The organism is Chryseobacterium formosum (genome assembly GCF_026460885.1).
GTDB classification, from domain to species: Bacteria; Bacteroidota; Bacteroidia; order Flavobacteriales; family Weeksellaceae; genus Chryseobacterium; species Chryseobacterium formosus.
The window spans coordinates 149,295-165,357 of sequence record NZ_JAOVZW010000003.1 but is presented as its reverse complement, the minus strand read 5'-3'; the positions used below and the strand labels follow the sequence as shown (position 1 = coordinate 165,357).

At 36.0% G+C, this 16,063-nt stretch carries 15 protein-coding genes; 5 read left to right on the top strand and 10 right to left on the bottom strand.

The genetic code is table 11. The features are described 5' to 3' along the window. Positions 1–96: 96 nt before the first annotated feature. Positions 97–780: a DUF6266 family protein gene (locus OF897_RS04170; RefSeq protein WP_267264438.1), complete on the bottom strand. Its 684-nt coding sequence runs from the start codon at positions 778–780 to the stop codon at positions 97–99. A gap of 867 nt (positions 781–1,647) precedes the next feature. Continuing rightward, positions 1,648–1,911, bottom strand: a complete 264-nt coding sequence (locus OF897_RS04165) for a helix-turn-helix domain-containing protein (protein ID WP_267264437.1) — start codon at positions 1,909–1,911, stop codon at positions 1,648–1,650. An 846-nt stretch (positions 1,912–2,757) separates the two neighbouring features. Between OF897_RS04165 and OF897_RS04160 the strand changes: the two genes are divergently transcribed. Beyond that, complete coding sequence (locus OF897_RS04160) at positions 2,758–3,075, top strand: hypothetical protein (protein WP_267264436.1); 318 nt, start codon at positions 2,758–2,760, stop codon at positions 3,073–3,075. A 112-nt stretch (positions 3,076–3,187) separates the two neighbouring features. After that, positions 3,188–3,388, top strand: a complete 201-nt coding sequence (locus tag OF897_RS04155; protein ID WP_267264435.1) for a hypervirulence associated TUDOR domain-containing protein — start codon at positions 3,188–3,190, stop codon at positions 3,386–3,388. A 157-nt stretch (positions 3,389–3,545) separates the two neighbouring features. On the opposite strand, the gene OF897_RS04150 is transcribed toward OF897_RS04155, so the two are convergent. Further along, complete coding sequence (locus OF897_RS04150) at positions 3,546–4,430, bottom strand: CPBP family intramembrane glutamic endopeptidase (RefSeq protein WP_267264434.1); 885 nt, start codon at positions 4,428–4,430, stop codon at positions 3,546–3,548. A 193-nt stretch (positions 4,431–4,623) separates the two neighbouring features. Between OF897_RS04150 and OF897_RS04145 the strand changes: the two genes are divergently transcribed. Then, positions 4,624–4,995, top strand: coding sequence for a SpoIIAA family protein (locus OF897_RS04145; protein ID WP_267264433.1), 372 nt, complete (start codon positions 4,624–4,626; stop codon positions 4,993–4,995). Positions 4,996–5,061: 66 nt separating this feature from the next. On the opposite strand, the gene OF897_RS04140 is transcribed toward OF897_RS04145, so the two are convergent. Together OF897_RS04140 and OF897_RS04135 are read right to left on the bottom strand one after the other, a co-directional pair. After that, positions 5,062–5,619, bottom strand: a complete 558-nt coding sequence (locus OF897_RS04140; protein WP_267264432.1) for a hypothetical protein — start codon at positions 5,617–5,619, stop codon at positions 5,062–5,064. Positions 5,620–5,630: 11 nt separating this feature from the next. Further along, positions 5,631–7,445 (bottom strand): Ig-like domain-containing protein, encoded by a 1,815-nt coding sequence (locus tag OF897_RS04135; RefSeq protein WP_267264431.1) that lies wholly within the window; start codon positions 7,443–7,445, stop codon positions 5,631–5,633. A gap of 429 nt (positions 7,446–7,874) precedes the next feature. Between OF897_RS04135 and OF897_RS04130 the strand changes: the two genes are divergently transcribed. Then, positions 7,875–8,459, top strand: coding sequence for a hypothetical protein (locus OF897_RS04130; protein WP_267264430.1), 585 nt, complete (start codon positions 7,875–7,877; stop codon positions 8,457–8,459). 136 nt (positions 8,460–8,595) lie between these two features. On the opposite strand, the gene OF897_RS04125 is transcribed toward OF897_RS04130, so the two are convergent. The 4 genes from OF897_RS04125 to OF897_RS04110 form a co-directional block, all read right to left on the bottom strand. Next, positions 8,596–9,585 (bottom strand): aldo/keto reductase, encoded by a 990-nt coding sequence (locus tag OF897_RS04125; protein WP_267264429.1) that lies wholly within the window; start codon positions 9,583–9,585, stop codon positions 8,596–8,598. A gap of 97 nt (positions 9,586–9,682) precedes the next feature. After that, the gene (locus tag OF897_RS04120; RefSeq protein WP_267264428.1) at positions 9,683–11,893 is read right to left on the bottom strand and encodes a xanthine dehydrogenase family protein molybdopterin-binding subunit; all 2,211 of its coding nucleotides are present in this window, start codon (positions 11,891–11,893) and stop codon (positions 9,683–9,685) included. A 16-nt stretch (positions 11,894–11,909) separates the two neighbouring features. Beyond that, on the bottom strand, positions 11,910–12,899 hold the full coding sequence (locus OF897_RS04115) for an FAD binding domain-containing protein (RefSeq protein WP_267264427.1): 990 nt from the start codon (positions 12,897–12,899) through the stop codon (positions 11,910–11,912). Further along, positions 12,896–13,489, bottom strand: a complete 594-nt coding sequence (locus tag OF897_RS04110; protein WP_267264426.1) for a (2Fe-2S)-binding protein — start codon at positions 13,487–13,489, stop codon at positions 12,896–12,898. The genes OF897_RS04115 and OF897_RS04110 overlap by 4 nt, the downstream gene beginning before the upstream one ends. A 266-nt stretch (positions 13,490–13,755) precedes the next feature. On the opposite strand from OF897_RS04110, the gene OF897_RS04105 reads away from it, so the two are divergent. Continuing rightward, positions 13,756–14,433: a hypothetical protein gene (locus OF897_RS04105; RefSeq protein WP_267264425.1), complete on the top strand. Its 678-nt coding sequence runs from the start codon at positions 13,756–13,758 to the stop codon at positions 14,431–14,433. Between the two features lie 35 nt (positions 14,434–14,468). Here OF897_RS04105 and msrB read toward each other — a convergent pair whose 3' ends face one another. Beyond that, positions 14,469–15,566 (bottom strand): peptide-methionine (R)-S-oxide reductase MsrB, encoded by a 1,098-nt coding sequence (gene msrB, locus OF897_RS04100; RefSeq protein ID WP_267264424.1) that lies wholly within the window; start codon positions 15,564–15,566, stop codon positions 14,469–14,471. Positions 15,567–16,063 lie beyond the last annotated feature (497 nt).

The following is a 16,063-nucleotide window of genomic DNA, read 5'->3' as shown; positions in this document are numbered from 1 at the left end:
TATTTGGCAAGATTTTCACACGAGAAGCTATGATTATATGTGAAAATTAATACATCATACAAAAAAAATCTCCACCCTTTCGGATGGAGACTCAAATTAAATCAGGGTAATAATACCGAGATACGGACTGTTGCAGGCAGTGGTTTCTGCGGCGTTGTTGAAATAAGTCCAGACGTGAACTTCTTTTCCTGAGTAGGAAATCGGGAGGGTAATATCTGCAGTTGTCAGGTTGCGGTCGGCGACAGACTCGAAGATATTAAATGCTCCGAGCTCTTCACAGTAGCAGACTACATTGGCTTTGTCGGTAGTATTGGCATTGCCCTGCACGGAATTGTCTTCCCAGTTGAGTCTGATCATCTGTCCGCTTTGAGGCGTTGCAATCACATTCTGAAAACCTGCCAGATCACCTTTGGTAATCAGTACTTTTGCAAAGACGATTTCCGGAAGGTTGGCGGTAACCTGTATTGCCTCACCGATGGTGTAGGAAACAGCCATATTCACTCTGGATTTCGAACCGCTTCCCGAACCGAAATACCGCTTCTGAATACTGTTAAGAGGCTGAAGAAAACCAATGACCAGTTTAAACTTCTCCTGCTGTAACAACTGTTTCTCACTTGGTGGTCTGCTGCTTGGTTTGGGTGTGCTTCGGATGATGTCCTGTCCACGCCAGTTGGCGCCTACAATTGTTCCTACTTTTCCTGAGAATCCGCCTAAGATTCCTTTTGTAATACGTGCCATATTGATTGTTTTTAAAGTTTCTCCAACGAAGATATAATACATTATCCATCAAAACATTACCCTTAAAAACACTGACCGGTTTTGTCTTGTTTTGTCCACATTTGACCGATTCATTTTACATTTCTTCGATACTTCTCCCAGTCTTCTTCGGATGAGCTTCGGAAAAATGATTCTTTTTGCGAAGGAGTACCGAAGCGCTTTCGAAGAACAACTGAAAGTTTTAACACATGTCGCATGAGTTTTTTAGAAAAGACGTCTCGTTTACAACATAGCTCTATCGGTCTAGCAACGTCATTCTAGCTTTGTCAGTTCGGGTGTCCCGATGTAATCAGGATATATCGAGAACCAGTGAACCGAAGCACAAAATTTGTATGCTCATCATAAACTTCTCGATACGATTTTTTGTTCAAAAAAATCACTCGAAGTGACGTCTGGTTTTTAACATAACTCTATCAATCGAGCACCGTTATTCTAGCTTCGTCAATTCGAGTGTTTTTCGAAGCGCAGCGCAGAAAAATGTATCGAGAATCAGTGAACCGAAGCACAAAATATGTCTGTTCATCGTAAACTTCTCGATACGATTTTTTTCAAAAATTTACTCGAAGTGTTGTCTCGTTTACAAATAGCTCTATTGATCGAGAACCATCATTCTAGCTTCGTCAGTTCGGGTGTCCCGATGCAATCGGGACGTATCGAGAACCAGTGAACCAAAGCACAAAATTTGTATTTTAATCATAAACTTCTCGATACAATTTTTTTCAAAAAATCACTCGAAGTGACGATTCTAAATTTAAAGTGAAAATTGATTTACATAAAAAAACGTCTTTCATGGAAGACGCTGTAAATCATAGTGAATTAATCTGATTCAGAATGAACCAGACTCTAAAAAGCATTGATCTGAAAACAGGATTATTTTTTCTGTAAATTTTTGAGGGCATCTGCTCTGTAATATATTTTACCCCCTATTTTGATGTAAGGCAGAGAACCCTCTTTTCGCCGACGGTACAAAGACTTATCCCCAAGATTGAACATTCTTTTGAGGTCAGCATTGTCATAATATTCGATGTTCTTTACTGTTCCCTTCATTTGATTTTCAATAACTTGAGTAAGAAGAAGATAAATATCATACAGGAGTGCATCTTTTGCATCAATGATGTGAAATTCTTTTTTCATTATAAAAGTTGTTGTGTTTCAGAAATAAAATTAATAAATATTTCAATATGAATTGATGATGAAGAATTTTTTTATTGGGATTCCATTTGACGAAGTTTTTATTGAGTTTAGAGATAACGTCTCGATACAATTTTTCTTCGAAAAATCACTCGAAGTGACGTTTTCTATACATTATAAGATAGCTAAAGCTGCTCCGTCAATTCGAGTGTTTTTCGCAGCGCAGCGCAGAAAAATGTATCGAGAATCGGTGAACCGTAGAACAAAATCTGTCTTCCAATCAGAAACTTCTCGATATGATTTTTCCAAAATCTACTCGAAGTGACGTGCTGTTCATATGATTTTAAAGTCCTTTCGTCAATTCGAGTGTTTTTCCCAGCGCATCGCAGAAAAATGTATCGAGAATCAGCGAACCGAAGCACAAAATCTGTCTTCCAATCAGAAGCTTCTCGATACGATTTTTTCAAAATCTACTCGAAGTGACGTGCTGTTCATATGATTTAAAAGTATTTCCGTCAATTCGAGTGTTTTTCGCAGCGTAGCGTAGAAAAATGTATCGAGAATCGGTGAACCGAAGCACAAAATATGTCTGCCATCATAAACTTCTCGATACGATTTTTTTCAAAATCTACTCGAAGTGACGTAATTGCTTATATTTCACTGGAAATGATGAAAATTTTATAGTACAGATCTCGTTAACTATTGAGTTTATGAAGTTTTATTATATTTATAGAAAAAAATCGTTCTAAGTTCACAACTGCTCAGACCTTAAAAACATAAATAATTTCATTGAACCTGAACTCTTCCAACAAACTAGCTAAAGACCAGCATTTAACAATGCATACCACTATGAAAAAAACTTCGCATTTTACGGCACTGATTAATTTTTATCCTACCGATCATAATGGATTGGTAAGTCCTGTTTCGACCGGATTTCGGGTTTTGTTTCAATTTCCTTATGAACTGCAATCCTATCTTGGAGCACTCAATTTCGAGGAAGAAGAGCTTATATTTCCGGGGGATTCACGTTCTATCAATATCAGTTTGATAAATGCGGATTCGTTTGTAAGTAAACTTTACAATGGGATGGATTTTGAGATCGTAGATCAGTCAGGAGTTATCGGAAACGGAATTGTGACTGAAACATTAATTGAGGAAAATAATTAATACTACCGCTCATCAACAGTGAGTTAAGTCTGACAGTTATACATTGAGTCTGTATGTTTGACTTTTTTAGTATCTTTTTTGCATTACCGTAATTAAACAATATAAGTAAGTTATGCTAAAAAAAGGAGATCACGTACAGTGGAAAACCCAAAACGGAGATACGCACGGTATTATCATTAAGGTACATCAAAAAGATTTCATATTTATGAACAGGCAACGGCGTGCATCAGAATCTGAACCTCAATATGAAGTCACCAGCGAAAAGACAGGCAAAAAAGCTGTTCATAAGGCTTCTGCACTGAAGAAAATTTAACATTCGCAAAAGTAATCTGACCATCACAAATTCTCGATACACTCCGTTTTGCTGCGTTATTCAAAATGACGTTCTCTGAAAGTAAAGCAAAGCTCTACTTGGTTATGCTTTGAATGACAAATAATAGATACTACTCATCATCAGACAAAAGAAGATATCAATCAGCAGTATTCTGAATCTCATACTCCTTTTCCAGCATCTTCTTAAAGTTTTCCTTCGAGATTCCGTTTTTTGAGGAAAACTTCATATCCAACATATATTCATCAACATAATATTTACCTTCTCCATAAATTAGATCAAGAATATCCTGAAGATACAATTGTGTTGTTTCAATTTTATATATTTTATTATCTCTTACATCCAAACTGGTCGTCTGAGTTTCATTCAGATGGAAAAACACTTTTTCCTCAATACTCAAAGTATAACTGGTGGTCTTATCAACATACGGACTTGCAAATAAAATCATGACCGAAGGAATCAAAATCGCAGCGACAAAATTCCAAAGCGCATGATAAAAAAATCCGTAATAAAAATTTAACCGTACTCTGATATAGCTGATAACAAATGCTCCTGAAAGCTGACTTAAAACAATAAGGGGCGATAAAAGAAAAAATGTAATGCTGTTATTGAAATAATTTCCCGCATGAACCAAACCAAAAGCAATACTGAATGTATACACAAGGAAAGGAAAAAATCTGTTCCATTTTTCACGGCTTACTCTTCCTTTGAATATGGAGTTATACCGTAAAACTGATCTGAATATAATTTCTTCAGTAAAAGGAACTAAAACAACAACAAGAATAAAAACCATGTAGATTGTATTTTGCTGATAATCTAAGCTTTCACTTTTCAGTTTAACAAATTTATCGATGATATAATCAAGCGGAAAAACGATAGCACAGGTAAGTAACAATTCAAAAAAGAGAAATTTAAATAAAAGAATTATCTTTTCTTTTGTTGAAATTTCAATCTGTTGATCGTTTGGTTTTTTCAGGAAATTCAAGAAATCAAGAAATACAGATTTTGTGCTCAAATCGGGCATTGTTATTCGTTTTTATTATTTGTGATGAGTACATTAATGTATCGTTTTGTTACAGCATTGCTGCATAAATTTTTAAATATCAGATAAATTTTAGTATGTTAAAATAATGATTTCATAATTTTTTAAGTACCACATTATTGTTTAATGGCTTAATTATTGCCAAACTTTTCTCACCACCAAAAAAATATATTATATGATTACGATACTTAATGATGCACCGGAAAACGTAGCGGCATTCAATGCTACAGGAGAAATCAACAGAGAAGATTTTGAAAACCTTGTCATTCCACACGTTAAAAATAAAGTGGCAAAATTCGATGAACTGAATTATATGCTGTATCTGGATACCGACCTGGAAAATGCAGATGTGAAAACCTGGCTCACAAATTCTCTTTCAGATTTAAATACAATCACTGCTTACAACCGTGCTGCGATCGTAAGCAACAATGAAAACGCAAAAAAGTTCAGCGATCTAGACGGATTCAGTAATTTTAAATTCTTCTCGAAAGACAATGTATATCATGCGCTCTACTGGTGCAACAACGGCAATGAGCATGAAAAATAAAAAGAATATAAAAAGAACGCTAAAGGCGTTCTTTTTTGTTAATGATATTCTGCAGTTTGTTGAAACCTACTTCCAATAATTCCAGTTGATCCCGTCATAAAGGGCTATTGAATTGCTTTTTGTATCGTAGCACATCATTCCCGGATAAGGATTAATCACCGTAAGATGCGGATTTAAGATATGAGGAAGAACCAGTGCTTTATCAGCCGATTCTAAAACCAGCACTCCTTTTGTAGCACTTGATGACGCTCCTACAATTACTCCGTTTCCTGTTTCAATTCCGGGAATGGGAATTAAAGCGGAGTTATTGCCTTCATCAGAGAGATCTTTCCACACTCCATTTTCATAGAATCTGTTTTTCTTGGTCTGCCTGTCAAACAAAAATGTTCCATTCTGAGCAATGCTCGTTGCAGAACCCGAAGATCCAAAATTAGGGGTTTCAAGGACTGCAGGTAAAATCAGTCCTTTTGTATTAGCTGTCGTATTATCCGTTAATTGATTTGAAGTATTACCATCAAATTCCATAATGGAACCCGTTCCTGAAATTACCGTTTTGCCAATTCCTATCTGAGCATTCAAATTGATGATGACCATTCCGGCCATCAGTAATAAACTCTTCTTCATATTGTATAAATTTAATCGTTGCAGGTTCTTTTGATACAGTTCCAGACAGAACCATTGTAAAGTTTAACACACTGGGAAGCTATATCATAGACTATCATTCCCTTTTTGGGCTGAGTAACTGCTGAAGAACTTGAAACCCTTGTGATCACCATCCCCTTATCGGAAGAGTTGAGTGCTAAAAAGCCGTTCGGAATTCCACCTTCCGCAGTTGTAGGTCCTACAGGCCAGTTTTTAAATCTTTCCGATAACGTAGATATTCCCAGATTGGTATAAGAAGGAGTTGTTCCGGTTGCTCCCGGTTTATAACAATAATCTACCGATACATTGATCGATGCTATATTGCTTGATAATCCTGCATTATCTTTAATGGTATATTGTGCCACAGATGCGGTACCGAAGAAATTCTGTACAGGAGTAAACGTTAATATTCCGGCATTATCAACACTCCAAGTCCCCTGATTATTTACTGTAAATCCTTTGGTGTTGCTTCCTGAAGTCGAAATATTGGATGCTCCCGCCGGTGTAATAAGATTTATGCTTGACGGAATAAGAATTCCACCATCGAAGTCGCTATCATTGGTGATAAGATTAAACGTTTTAGAAACATTTTTAGGAGCCGAAAAGGTGTCGTTCCCCGCTACCGGTGGTCGGTTGATTCCGAAGTTGTTTCCCTGTGAAGAGCCGTTGGTGAGCGCAGCAGCAATACTGTTGCTTGTATTGCCCAAACTGTTTCCAACTACAGAAAATCCCTGTGGCACCACCAATTCAACCGTGAAAGGTCCCGGATATGTGTTGGTGTTAATATTATCAAAGAAATAAAAACCACTGGCATTTGTCGTTGCAGTTCGGAAGGCTACTCCATTATTAAGCAGTCTTACTGTAGCTCCTGAATAAAAATTCCCATTCGGAACCCCTGCATCATTGTCATTATAAACACTTCCGGATATACTTGCTGCAAAAGTAATCGACTCTTCATTATAGGCACCGATAAATGCAAGATCAGAAGAACCTGAAAATGTCTGAATTAATTTCACAGCCTGCATATAGTTACTGCTGGTGATTCCAAATTCAGACCAGTCTGCCGCCAAAACCCTTACAGCACGCACACAGCTTCCTGTTCCCGAAGTACCTGAAACTCCTGCATTATAAGTAGGCGGATTCGTATTGGCATTGTAAAATTTCCAACAGGCATTCCCGATTATCGGTACACTGTTAAAAGTAACCGAATAAGTAGTTCCTATCGTATTTCCCAGTTCATTAACGAAATAAAAAACATCAGGATTACCGGAAGGTTCACCCATCTGAGTAAAGATAAGATCCGGAATACCGTCACCAATTGAAGAAGGTACAATTCCCATGGTATTGAGACTAATACTTGATCCCGGAGGAATATTAAACATTGCCGTTCCTAATCCCAATCCCTGAATACCATCAGACAAATATTCCACAAAGTTGTTGTGCACAGGTACCGGAGAAACATTCCCATTACCACCATACATTTGACCAACTCCTACGTATGTACCGCCATTTGGAGCGGGAACATTATAAATCGGTAATGATATGAATGTTCCTGCAGTATAAGATACTCCATGAGATGTTAATACCGCATTATTTACCCCTGTACTGTATGTTTTGGGCTGATACATATTGCCTGCGCCATCAGCATCCCATGTGAAGGCCAAAAGATTATGATTGTTGTTGGGTTGAACTGTTGTGCTGCTATCCCAAAAGCCAGAAAAATCGGAATATATTCTAGAGACATGATGCTGAGCAAAGACACCACAGGAAATGCTCAGTCCGGCTAGGACTAAGAAGTACTTTATCATCAAATTTTCAGTTTTCTAAGTAGTGCTAAAGTAGGAATTCGAATCTTTTTTTGAAATTATATTATGTTAAATTTATAAATACATGATTATTATCACATATTATTAATTATATTATTTAATTCATTGAATTATGAAAAAAATATTACAATTAATAACTTTATAAAAAAGCTTCACAGTGTGATACCACATATTTTAAATAAAATTATTTTAGAGATATAAATAGTAGATATAGTGAATTATTTATTCTGTCCATTAAAACTTTAGAAAAAAAATTATCTTATTTACTATTTATTCAGATAACATATTTTTAAATCTGTTTGTGAAAAAATTCTCTGGATCTATAACTTTGATTTCTTTCGTTTTCATGTCATAATCAAAGTTTTTTTCGTAGTTTAGATATTCAAACTCAATTACAATTTGTTAAAAACAATGAAGAAAATAATTTTCCTATTTACTATTTTCGCAACTCTGCCTTTATTTTCCCAAGCCAATGAAAATACAAATCATTTTAAGATGGTAAGGGATGCAGTTGGCGATCTTAATAAAGACGGACTGCAGGATAAAGTTATTCTTTCTATGAATACCAAAGATGCTACACAACCTTTAAAACTTCAGATATTCTTTTTGGGGCAGGACAGAAAATTCAAATCTGCCTTTAGTTCTACAGAAGTTTTTGATCCGCAATATCCGAACGGAAAATATGGTGGAAATCAAGTTCCCGATATACACATCGAAAATAATAATTTGATCATCTATAAGGAAATTGGTGATGTAAAGGAGCAGCAGACTTTCCGTTTCAACAAAGGTAAATTTGAACTGATCGCTATTTCGAAAGTGAAATGGGATGGTAAAGAAACTACCATTGATACAAAAATTGATCTTCTTACCGGAACTGTCATCGAGATCACTCAAATTTTAGGCTCTAAGAAAGCAAAGAAAAACCAGAAGAAAATTACCGTTAATGCTTTACCTACCCTTGAGAACATAAGATCTTTCGACGTGAAGATTCCTTAAATTTTAAAACACAGCTCGTTAGATTTCGTCTAAATGATGATGTGTATTTTTTATATAAATTGCCTAAGCTATCCAAAACTTAGCTTAATAAAATGAAAACCTCAGCTTCACAGTTGAGGTTTTCATTTTGAGAGGATCAGTCAGGAATTTGGGCTTTCTCATAAATTATACCCTGTTCTATTAAATTTGTCCAGAACTCTCTGGGGATCTCTGTTTTCCATCCTTTTACATTGTCTGTAACCTGTGAAGAAGTACTTGCGCCGGGAATAATAGAAACAAATTCATCAGCTGCCAAAACAAATTGCAAAGCTGCATGCAGAATATCAACATTATATTTTTTAGCCGTCTCAAGAATTTTCTTTCTTTTCTCTTGCATTCCTTTTGGAATGACATCTTTATAATTATAACGTTCTCGACCTGCCAAATAACCCGAATTATATCCTGCTCCCGAAACCAGTTTTACGCCCGCTTTTTTCGCTGCAGGCAATAAACGGTCAACCGCATCTTCATGTTCAAGAATTGAGTATTGAGTCGCTGAAAGACAAATATCGGGATCTGCACTTTCAATACAATCGAGGATAGGCTCAATCTTGTTTACCCCCATTCCCCATGCTTTGATAATTCCCTCATCCCGTAGTTTTGACAGTGTTTTGAATGCTCCCTTTCTTGCCTGTTCAAGGAAAAATGGATATCGGTCACCCACTTGATCTTCAGATAAATCATGAACATAAACTATATCGATATGCCCTAAAGAAGTTCTTTTAAGACTTTCTTCAATAGACCGTTTAATTGCGTCTTCAGTATAATCATGTTTGAAATCGTAATGTAATGGCGCTTTCCACATTGTTGGGGGAACTTCATTTTCCGGAACTTCCGTAAAAAGCCTTCCTACTTTGGTAGAGAATAAAAAATCGGCTCTGTTTTTATGTTTCAGAAAATCTCCAAAACGCCTCTCACTTTTTGTAAGTCCATACCACGGAGAAGTGTCATAATATCTTATTCCATCGTTCCATGCTGTTTCTAAAACATTTTGAGCCTGTTCGTCTGTAATTTTTTCAAATGCGGTTCCAATGGCCACGCCTCCCAAACCTAATGCGTGCTCTTCTGTTATAATCTGATTTCTCATACAAAATATTTTATTGTGATGATAACAGAAAAGCAAACACCGTGCTGATTAAAGCAATCGTATTTTTTACTTTAAAAATTTAATAAATATTTAAGAGTTAAGCAAAAAACTTCTCCGGCGTAATCGGTAAATCTCTGAAACGCTTTCCTGTCGCATTAAAAACTGCATTGGCAATCGCAGGAGCAACACCTATAATTCCCACCTCTCCCAAACCTTTTGCACCACTCGGATTGATGTTTGGATCGGGTTTGTTAATAAATGCAACCTCAATAATCGGTGCATCTGCATTCACCGGAAAATGGTAACCAGCAAGGTCATTTCCAACCAAGCTTCCCAATCTTTCGTCAATTAATTGTTTTTCCATTAATGCCATACCGATTCCACCTACTGCAGCTCCCGTAATCTGATTGGTTGCGGGCTTCGGATTAATAACTTTTCCGCCATCTACAACAGCAACCATTTTTTCAACGACTATTTTTCCTGTTTTAATATTCACTTTTACTTTACAGAAATGCGCTGCTGAAGAACAAAACGAGTATTTTGACCTTTCGTCTCCCGGACCTGAACTGGCTTCTACGTCAATAAGCGTAAGATTATTTGCTTCCCAGATTTTCTGATACGGAACAAAATGCTGACCCGCTGTTTTCAGCGAAACTCCGGTATCAGAAAGAATGATATATTTTGCTGTTGAGTTTTTGTAACCTGAATCTAATTTTATAATATATTCTGCCAGTTTTAGTTTTAAAACATCAATCACCGCAACGACAGCTCCACTGATGGAAGACATTCCTGTACTTCCACCCTGACTTCCTGCAGGAGGCAAATCTGAGTTTCCTAAATCTATTTTAATTTTTGATTTTGATATTCCTGTCGCATCGTGCAGAATGTTCAGCATTCCTGTTCCCGTTCCCGTGCCAATATCGGTCATTGCAGTTTGAAGGATAATGTTTCCTTCTTTATCCATGATAATTCCTGCACTTGCTTTATTTCTTCCGGCATTCCACATTCCGACTGCCATTCCGTAGCCAATTTTCCAGTCACCTTCCGTTTGTGAATTTGGAACTGATTTTCTTTGATTCCAGCCAATCATTTCAGCTCCTTTTTGGATGGCCTCTTTTAAATAATTCGTTGACCAAGGCAAACCTGTATCCGGGTTTTTATCTAAAGCTAAATTCTTATATCTCAGTTCGACCGGATCCATTTTAAGCTGATAGCTCAATTCATCGATTGCCGATTCTACCGCAAAATCTCCTGTACAATCTCCCGGACCACGCATCCAGGTTGGCGCACTGAGATTGAGCGGAACAACAGCATTTTCAGTTTTTAGATTATCGAACTGATAAATCAATCTTGTAACACGGGTAATTCCGTCACTAAAGGGGTCATATATAGCACATCCGTTTTTTGCCTGATGATGTATTCCTTGAATTTTTCCTGTAGAATCTGCTCCTAACTTAATTTTCTGCCACGAAGCAGGTCTATAACCTACCGAATGAAACATTTGAGGTCTTGTCAACATCAATTTCACAGGCCTGTTAACCTGTTTTGCTCCTAAAACGGCAGCCAAAACATGAGGCCATACTTTTAAGCCTGAACCAAAACCACCGCCAACAAATTCACTGAAAACCTGAATATTATCTGCCGGTAAATTAAATAATCCTGAAATCGTTTTCTGAACACCATTAACTCCCTGATTCTTGTCGTACAATTTTAGTTTATTTCCATCCCATTGTGCAATCGTTGCATGCATTTCCATAGGATTGTGAACTTCTTCTGCGATATTATATTCCTCCTCGACTGAAAAAGGAAGATTTTTCCAAGCATCCATATTTCCTCTTTCTTTTCCGGCAGGTTTTAATTCTGTTTTAATTCTTGCTTTATTAAAATCAACTTCGAAAGGGGCTGTTTCATACTCTGCTTTTACCAAAGAGGCAGCATACACCGCTTCCTCAAAAGTATTGGCAATGACCAAAGCAATCGGTTGACCTTTGAAATAAATCGTATCGGTATGAAAAACCGGTAATCCGAATTTGGATTCTTTTATTTTTGTTTCATCTGCAAACCCGGGGACTGCAGGTTTTTTAAGATGTGAAATAATATCTAAAACTCCTTCTGCCTGTTTTGCCAGATCAAGCTGCAAAGATTTAATCTTGCCCGAAGGAATTTCACTTGTCACCAATACGGCATAACAAACATTTTCTACTTCATATTCTGCAGCATATTTTCCTTTTCCAGTTACTTTTGCCAAAGCTTCTACCCTTCCATCAACAGGAATTGGATACTTTTCTGTTTCGTCAAAAAATCCCATTCTTTTAATTTTTAAATTAAATACTCTTTATTGATTTCAAGCTGTTTTGTAAAGCCGTTTCAATTGCACCTTTCAGCATCGGAATTTTATATCCGTTTTTTGAAAGTGTTTTAATATTTTCTGTTGCTATGGAAGCTACTTTTGCAAAAGTTTCAGCGGAAGCTTTCTTTCCTTTCAGGTAATTTTCCGCTTCATACCAACGCCAGGGTTTGTGAGCGACTCCACCCGAAGCTAATCTCGCTTCAATAATTTTATCACCTTCCAGATGCAAAGCCGAAGCAACCGAAACCAATGCAAAAGCATACGATGTACGCTCCCGAAGTTTCACGTAAGCAAAATTCTTTGAAAATGGTTCTATCGGAATTTCAATATGCGTAATCAATGCGTTTTGAGGAAGCGTATTATCTAATGACGGTGTATTTTCCGGCAGCTTATGAAAATCTTTAAAAGGAATTTTTATTTTCTTTTTGTTTTCAGAAGTTGCAAAAACCTCAGCATCAAGAGCCGCAAGTGCAACACATAAATCGGAAGGATGTACTGCAACACACTGTTCATTATACCCCACCAAAGCACTCATGCTATTCTCACCTTTCAACGCACTGCAACCGCTTCCAGGATTTCTCTTATTACAAGGCATTGTGATGTCGTAAAAATAGACACATCTTGTACGCTGCAATAAATTTCCTGCTGTACTTGCTATATTTCTAATCTGCGGTGAAGCTCCTGCCAAAACTGCTTTTGCGATCAGTGGAACATTTTGAAGAATATTTTTATCGGTTGTTAATACTGTATTTCGAACCATTCCTCCGATGCTGATGTTCTTTTTCGATAGAACGATTTCACTGGAAACAGCTGACGTAATGTCTATCAAAGAATCCGGTTGAGCAATATTTTTTTTCAGAAGATCAACGAGATTGGTTCCGCCTGCAATAAACTGTGCTTTTTCATTTTTCGAGCGTAATGCAGCATCTGTATTTGCTGCTTTTTCAAAAGTATAAGGTTTCATCGTGCTGCAACTTTTTGGATAGATTGAACAATTCCGTTATAGGCTCCGCAACGGCATAGATTTCCGCTCATAAATTCTTTTATTTCTTCTACCGAATTGGTATGACCTTCGTTCACACAGGCAACGGCAGACATAATCTGTCCCGGAGTACAATATCCGCATTGAAAACCGTCACATTCAATAAAAGCTTCCTGCATTGGATGAAGTTTTTCTCCATTGGCAAGACCTTCAATTGTTGTAACTTCCTTTCCGGGAACCATCACCGCCAAAGTAAGACAGCTTAAAGCTCTTTCTCCGTCAATATGAACTGTACAAGCTCCACATTGACCGTGATCACAGCCTTTTTTTGTTCCTGTAAGATTTAAATCTTCTCTTAAAACATCTAAAAGTGTTGTACGGGAATCACTTTTCAGTTCATATGATTTTTTATTGACAGAGATTTTTACGGGAACTACGGTTTTTCTGGGAAGTATAAACGTTTTTACATCATTGTAAAAAGCTTTGACTGATGATGGTATTGCAGCCAATAAAGCTGCCATTGCAGAAGTTTTGAGGAAGAGCCTTCTGCTGTAATTTGATTTTTCAGGCATTGCAGTAGAATTTTAAATTCAAATTGGATGATTTATTTTTGTATTTAAATGAAAAATTGAAAAGAGTCTTTATCTTTAAATAAAAACATCATATCTTTCAAATATACTTAAATAATCAATCGTAATTAAGGTTTAAAACTAATTTAGAGATAAACAAAATAACAGAAACCGATATTGAAATCATAATCTGTTCGATGAAAAATACAGTTTGTTTTATTATTTAGATTTGGCTTAAAATTTTCATTCGGTTTCTGCAAATTATTGGCATGAGAAAAATTTATTATGTTCCGGGATTAATCAGTGCGTTGCTACTTCCTGTTGTGCTTTGGTATTACATTACACCCTATATAGACTTCACGGTAACCAATGTTATTGATATACAACTTCCTTCAAAAGATAAAAATGCAAATATCAATCAGAAAGAAAATAGTATCGGAAATTTCTTGCCTTTACAACGTGACCATTATTCGAAAATAACTGTTAGCGGTAATGAAGCAAAAAAGAATTCTGATTTATATGTTTCAGAAATCAGAAAACTCAGGAACCAAAATTCTGAAAATACAGGAATTGAATTTGTTTTGAATAAAAACAATACGTACGGCGATTTTGTATCATTATTAAATGACTTTCATATTTCAAAGCATGAATACTACGGAATAGATTTGGAAAGCGGAAACTTAGTTGCAAGTCCCAATTATAAAGCTCCACAACCAGTCGTAAATACTGATAATGTGCAAATGTGTATCGAAATTGTTGAAATCGTTGATATGCCAAGTAAAAATATCTGGAATTATCTGAATGACTTCGCAGACACAAAATTTGTAAATATTTTTTCAGAAAAAATTGTTCAACTTCCCAAAGGAAGCTTTCCCATAATTTTCGGTTTTTTATTATTCCTAAATATTTCGATGTTGAGTATTAAAGAAAGATTTCAACTCAACTAAACAAAAAAAAGACTGCCTTTCGACAGTCTTTTCATTTACTTTTTATTGAGAAGAGAAATATAATCTCCGTAACCTTTTTTCTCCATTTCAGCTTTCGGAATAAACTTTAATGAAGCTGAATTGATACAATATCGAAGGCCGCCCTTATCTTTCGGACCATCATCAAAAACGTGTCCCAAATGCGCATCTCCGGTTTTACTTCTTACCTCTGTTCTTGTCATTCCTATCGAATTATCAACTTTTTCATCAATAAGTTTCTGACTGATTGGTTTTGAGAAACTTGGCCATCCACAACCAGATTCAAATTTGTCAGTAGAAATAAATAACGGTTCTCCAGTGGTAATATCTACATAAATTCCTTCTCTCGTTTCATCCCAATATTCATTTTGGAAAGGTCTTTCCGTGTCATTTTCCTGAGTAACCTTATATTGTTCGGCAGTTAGTTTTTGTTTTAAAACTTTTTTATCCTGCTTCTGGTATTTTACATCACTTTTTTTTGGTGGATTTGCTTTTCGAGCCTCTTCAAAAAGTCCCGGTTCTATATGACAATAACCTCCGGGATTTTTATCCAGATAATCCTGATGATAATCTTCTGCCTTATAGAAGTTTTTCAAAGTAATGGTTTCAACTACAACAGGTTTAGCGTAGTTTTTAGATAACTTTTCAACTTCACTTTTTACAACTGATGCAGTAGTGTTATCGGTAAAATAAATTCCACTTCGGTAGTTGTCTCCGACATCATTTCCTTGTCTGTTTAACGTTGTAGGATCAATTGATTTAAAAAACAAATCAATCAGCAGTTTCAAATCTACCTGATCTGCGTCATATTTTACTTTTACCGCTTCCGTAAATCCAGTGGTATGACTGATTACCTGTTCGTACGTTGGATTTTTAATATTTCCGTTGGCATAGCCTACTTCGGTTCCAACTACTCCGCGAACCTGCTGAAACAAATGTTCAGTTCCCCAAAAACATCCTCCTGCAAAATAAATTTCCTTTACATTTCCTGCTTCCATAATTTTCTCATTTTCTTTTTCATTTCCTGTGAGATTTACTTTTTTTGAATCTCCACAGCTTGTTGCAAATACTGCTATTCCCAAAATCATTCCGAGAAATATAAATATGTTTTTCATTTTTGACTTTTTGTTCATTTTAATTTTTCTTATTTATTAAAATCTGCATCATTCTATTGCAAATTTCAGACTAATAATTATCTTAAATCACTGATAATTTCTATCGGCTCGATCGTGTTTTTCCGCTTAGTTTCTTACGTATTTATATACGAAAACTTAGATGGAATGGATTTGATTTTGTTAAATAAGATTGCTATTAAACCTTGAAATAATATTACTGTACAACCAAACCTTATAGGTTTTAAAAACTTATAAGGTTTCGAATTTTTGACGGGGGTGGTTCTATCTGCTTCAAAAAATAATAATTGAATTTAGATTTCTCCTTCGTCGAAATGACAAATTTTGTAAATACGCCAAAAATACTAGCCCCGATTGCAGTGAAAATCCTTTTTTGAAAAAAAAGATTGCAACGGAAAGCGGGAATCAGCTCTTAAAAAAATATCGCATTTACGGAATTCCTTTTCGCATAAGCGAAATATTTGATATAAAATCAGACA

Bases quoted from the DNA above. Each gene is read 5' to 3' on its own strand.
- OF897_RS04170 (WP_267264438.1), bottom strand. From the start codon at position 780: ATGTATTATATCTTCGTTGGAGAAACTTTAAAAACAATCAATATGGCA.
- OF897_RS04165 (WP_267264437.1), bottom strand. From the start codon at position 1,911: ATGAAAAAAGAATTTCACATCATTGATGCAAAAGATGCACTCCTGTAT.
- OF897_RS04160 (WP_267264436.1), top strand. From the start codon at position 2,758: ATGAAAAAAACTTCGCATTTTACGGCACTGATTAATTTTTATCCTACC.
- OF897_RS04155 (WP_267264435.1), top strand. From the start codon at position 3,188: ATGCTAAAAAAAGGAGATCACGTACAGTGGAAAACCCAAAACGGAGAT.
- OF897_RS04150 (WP_267264434.1), bottom strand. From the start codon at position 4,430: ATGCCCGATTTGAGCACAAAATCTGTATTTCTTGATTTCTTGAATTTC.
- OF897_RS04145 (WP_267264433.1), top strand. From the start codon at position 4,624: ATGATTACGATACTTAATGATGCACCGGAAAACGTAGCGGCATTCAAT.
- OF897_RS04140 (WP_267264432.1), bottom strand. From the start codon at position 5,619: ATGAAGAAGAGTTTATTACTGATGGCCGGAATGGTCATCATCAATTTG.
- OF897_RS04135 (WP_267264431.1), bottom strand. From the start codon at position 7,445: ATGATAAAGTACTTCTTAGTCCTAGCCGGACTGAGCATTTCCTGTGGT.
- OF897_RS04130 (WP_267264430.1), top strand. From the start codon at position 7,875: ATGAAGAAAATAATTTTCCTATTTACTATTTTCGCAACTCTGCCTTTA.
- OF897_RS04125 (WP_267264429.1), bottom strand. From the start codon at position 9,585: ATGAGAAATCAGATTATAACAGAAGAGCACGCATTAGGTTTGGGAGGC.
- OF897_RS04120 (WP_267264428.1), bottom strand. From the start codon at position 11,893: ATGGGATTTTTTGACGAAACAGAAAAGTATCCAATTCCTGTTGATGGA.
- OF897_RS04115 (WP_267264427.1), bottom strand. From the start codon at position 12,899: ATGAAACCTTATACTTTTGAAAAAGCAGCAAATACAGATGCTGCATTA.
- OF897_RS04110 (WP_267264426.1), bottom strand. From the start codon at position 13,489: ATGCCTGAAAAATCAAATTACAGCAGAAGGCTCTTCCTCAAAACTTCT.
- OF897_RS04105 (WP_267264425.1), top strand. From the start codon at position 13,756: ATGAGAAAAATTTATTATGTTCCGGGATTAATCAGTGCGTTGCTACTT.
- msrB (WP_267264424.1), bottom strand. From the start codon at position 15,566: ATGAAAAACATATTTATATTTCTCGGAATGATTTTGGGAATAGCAGTA.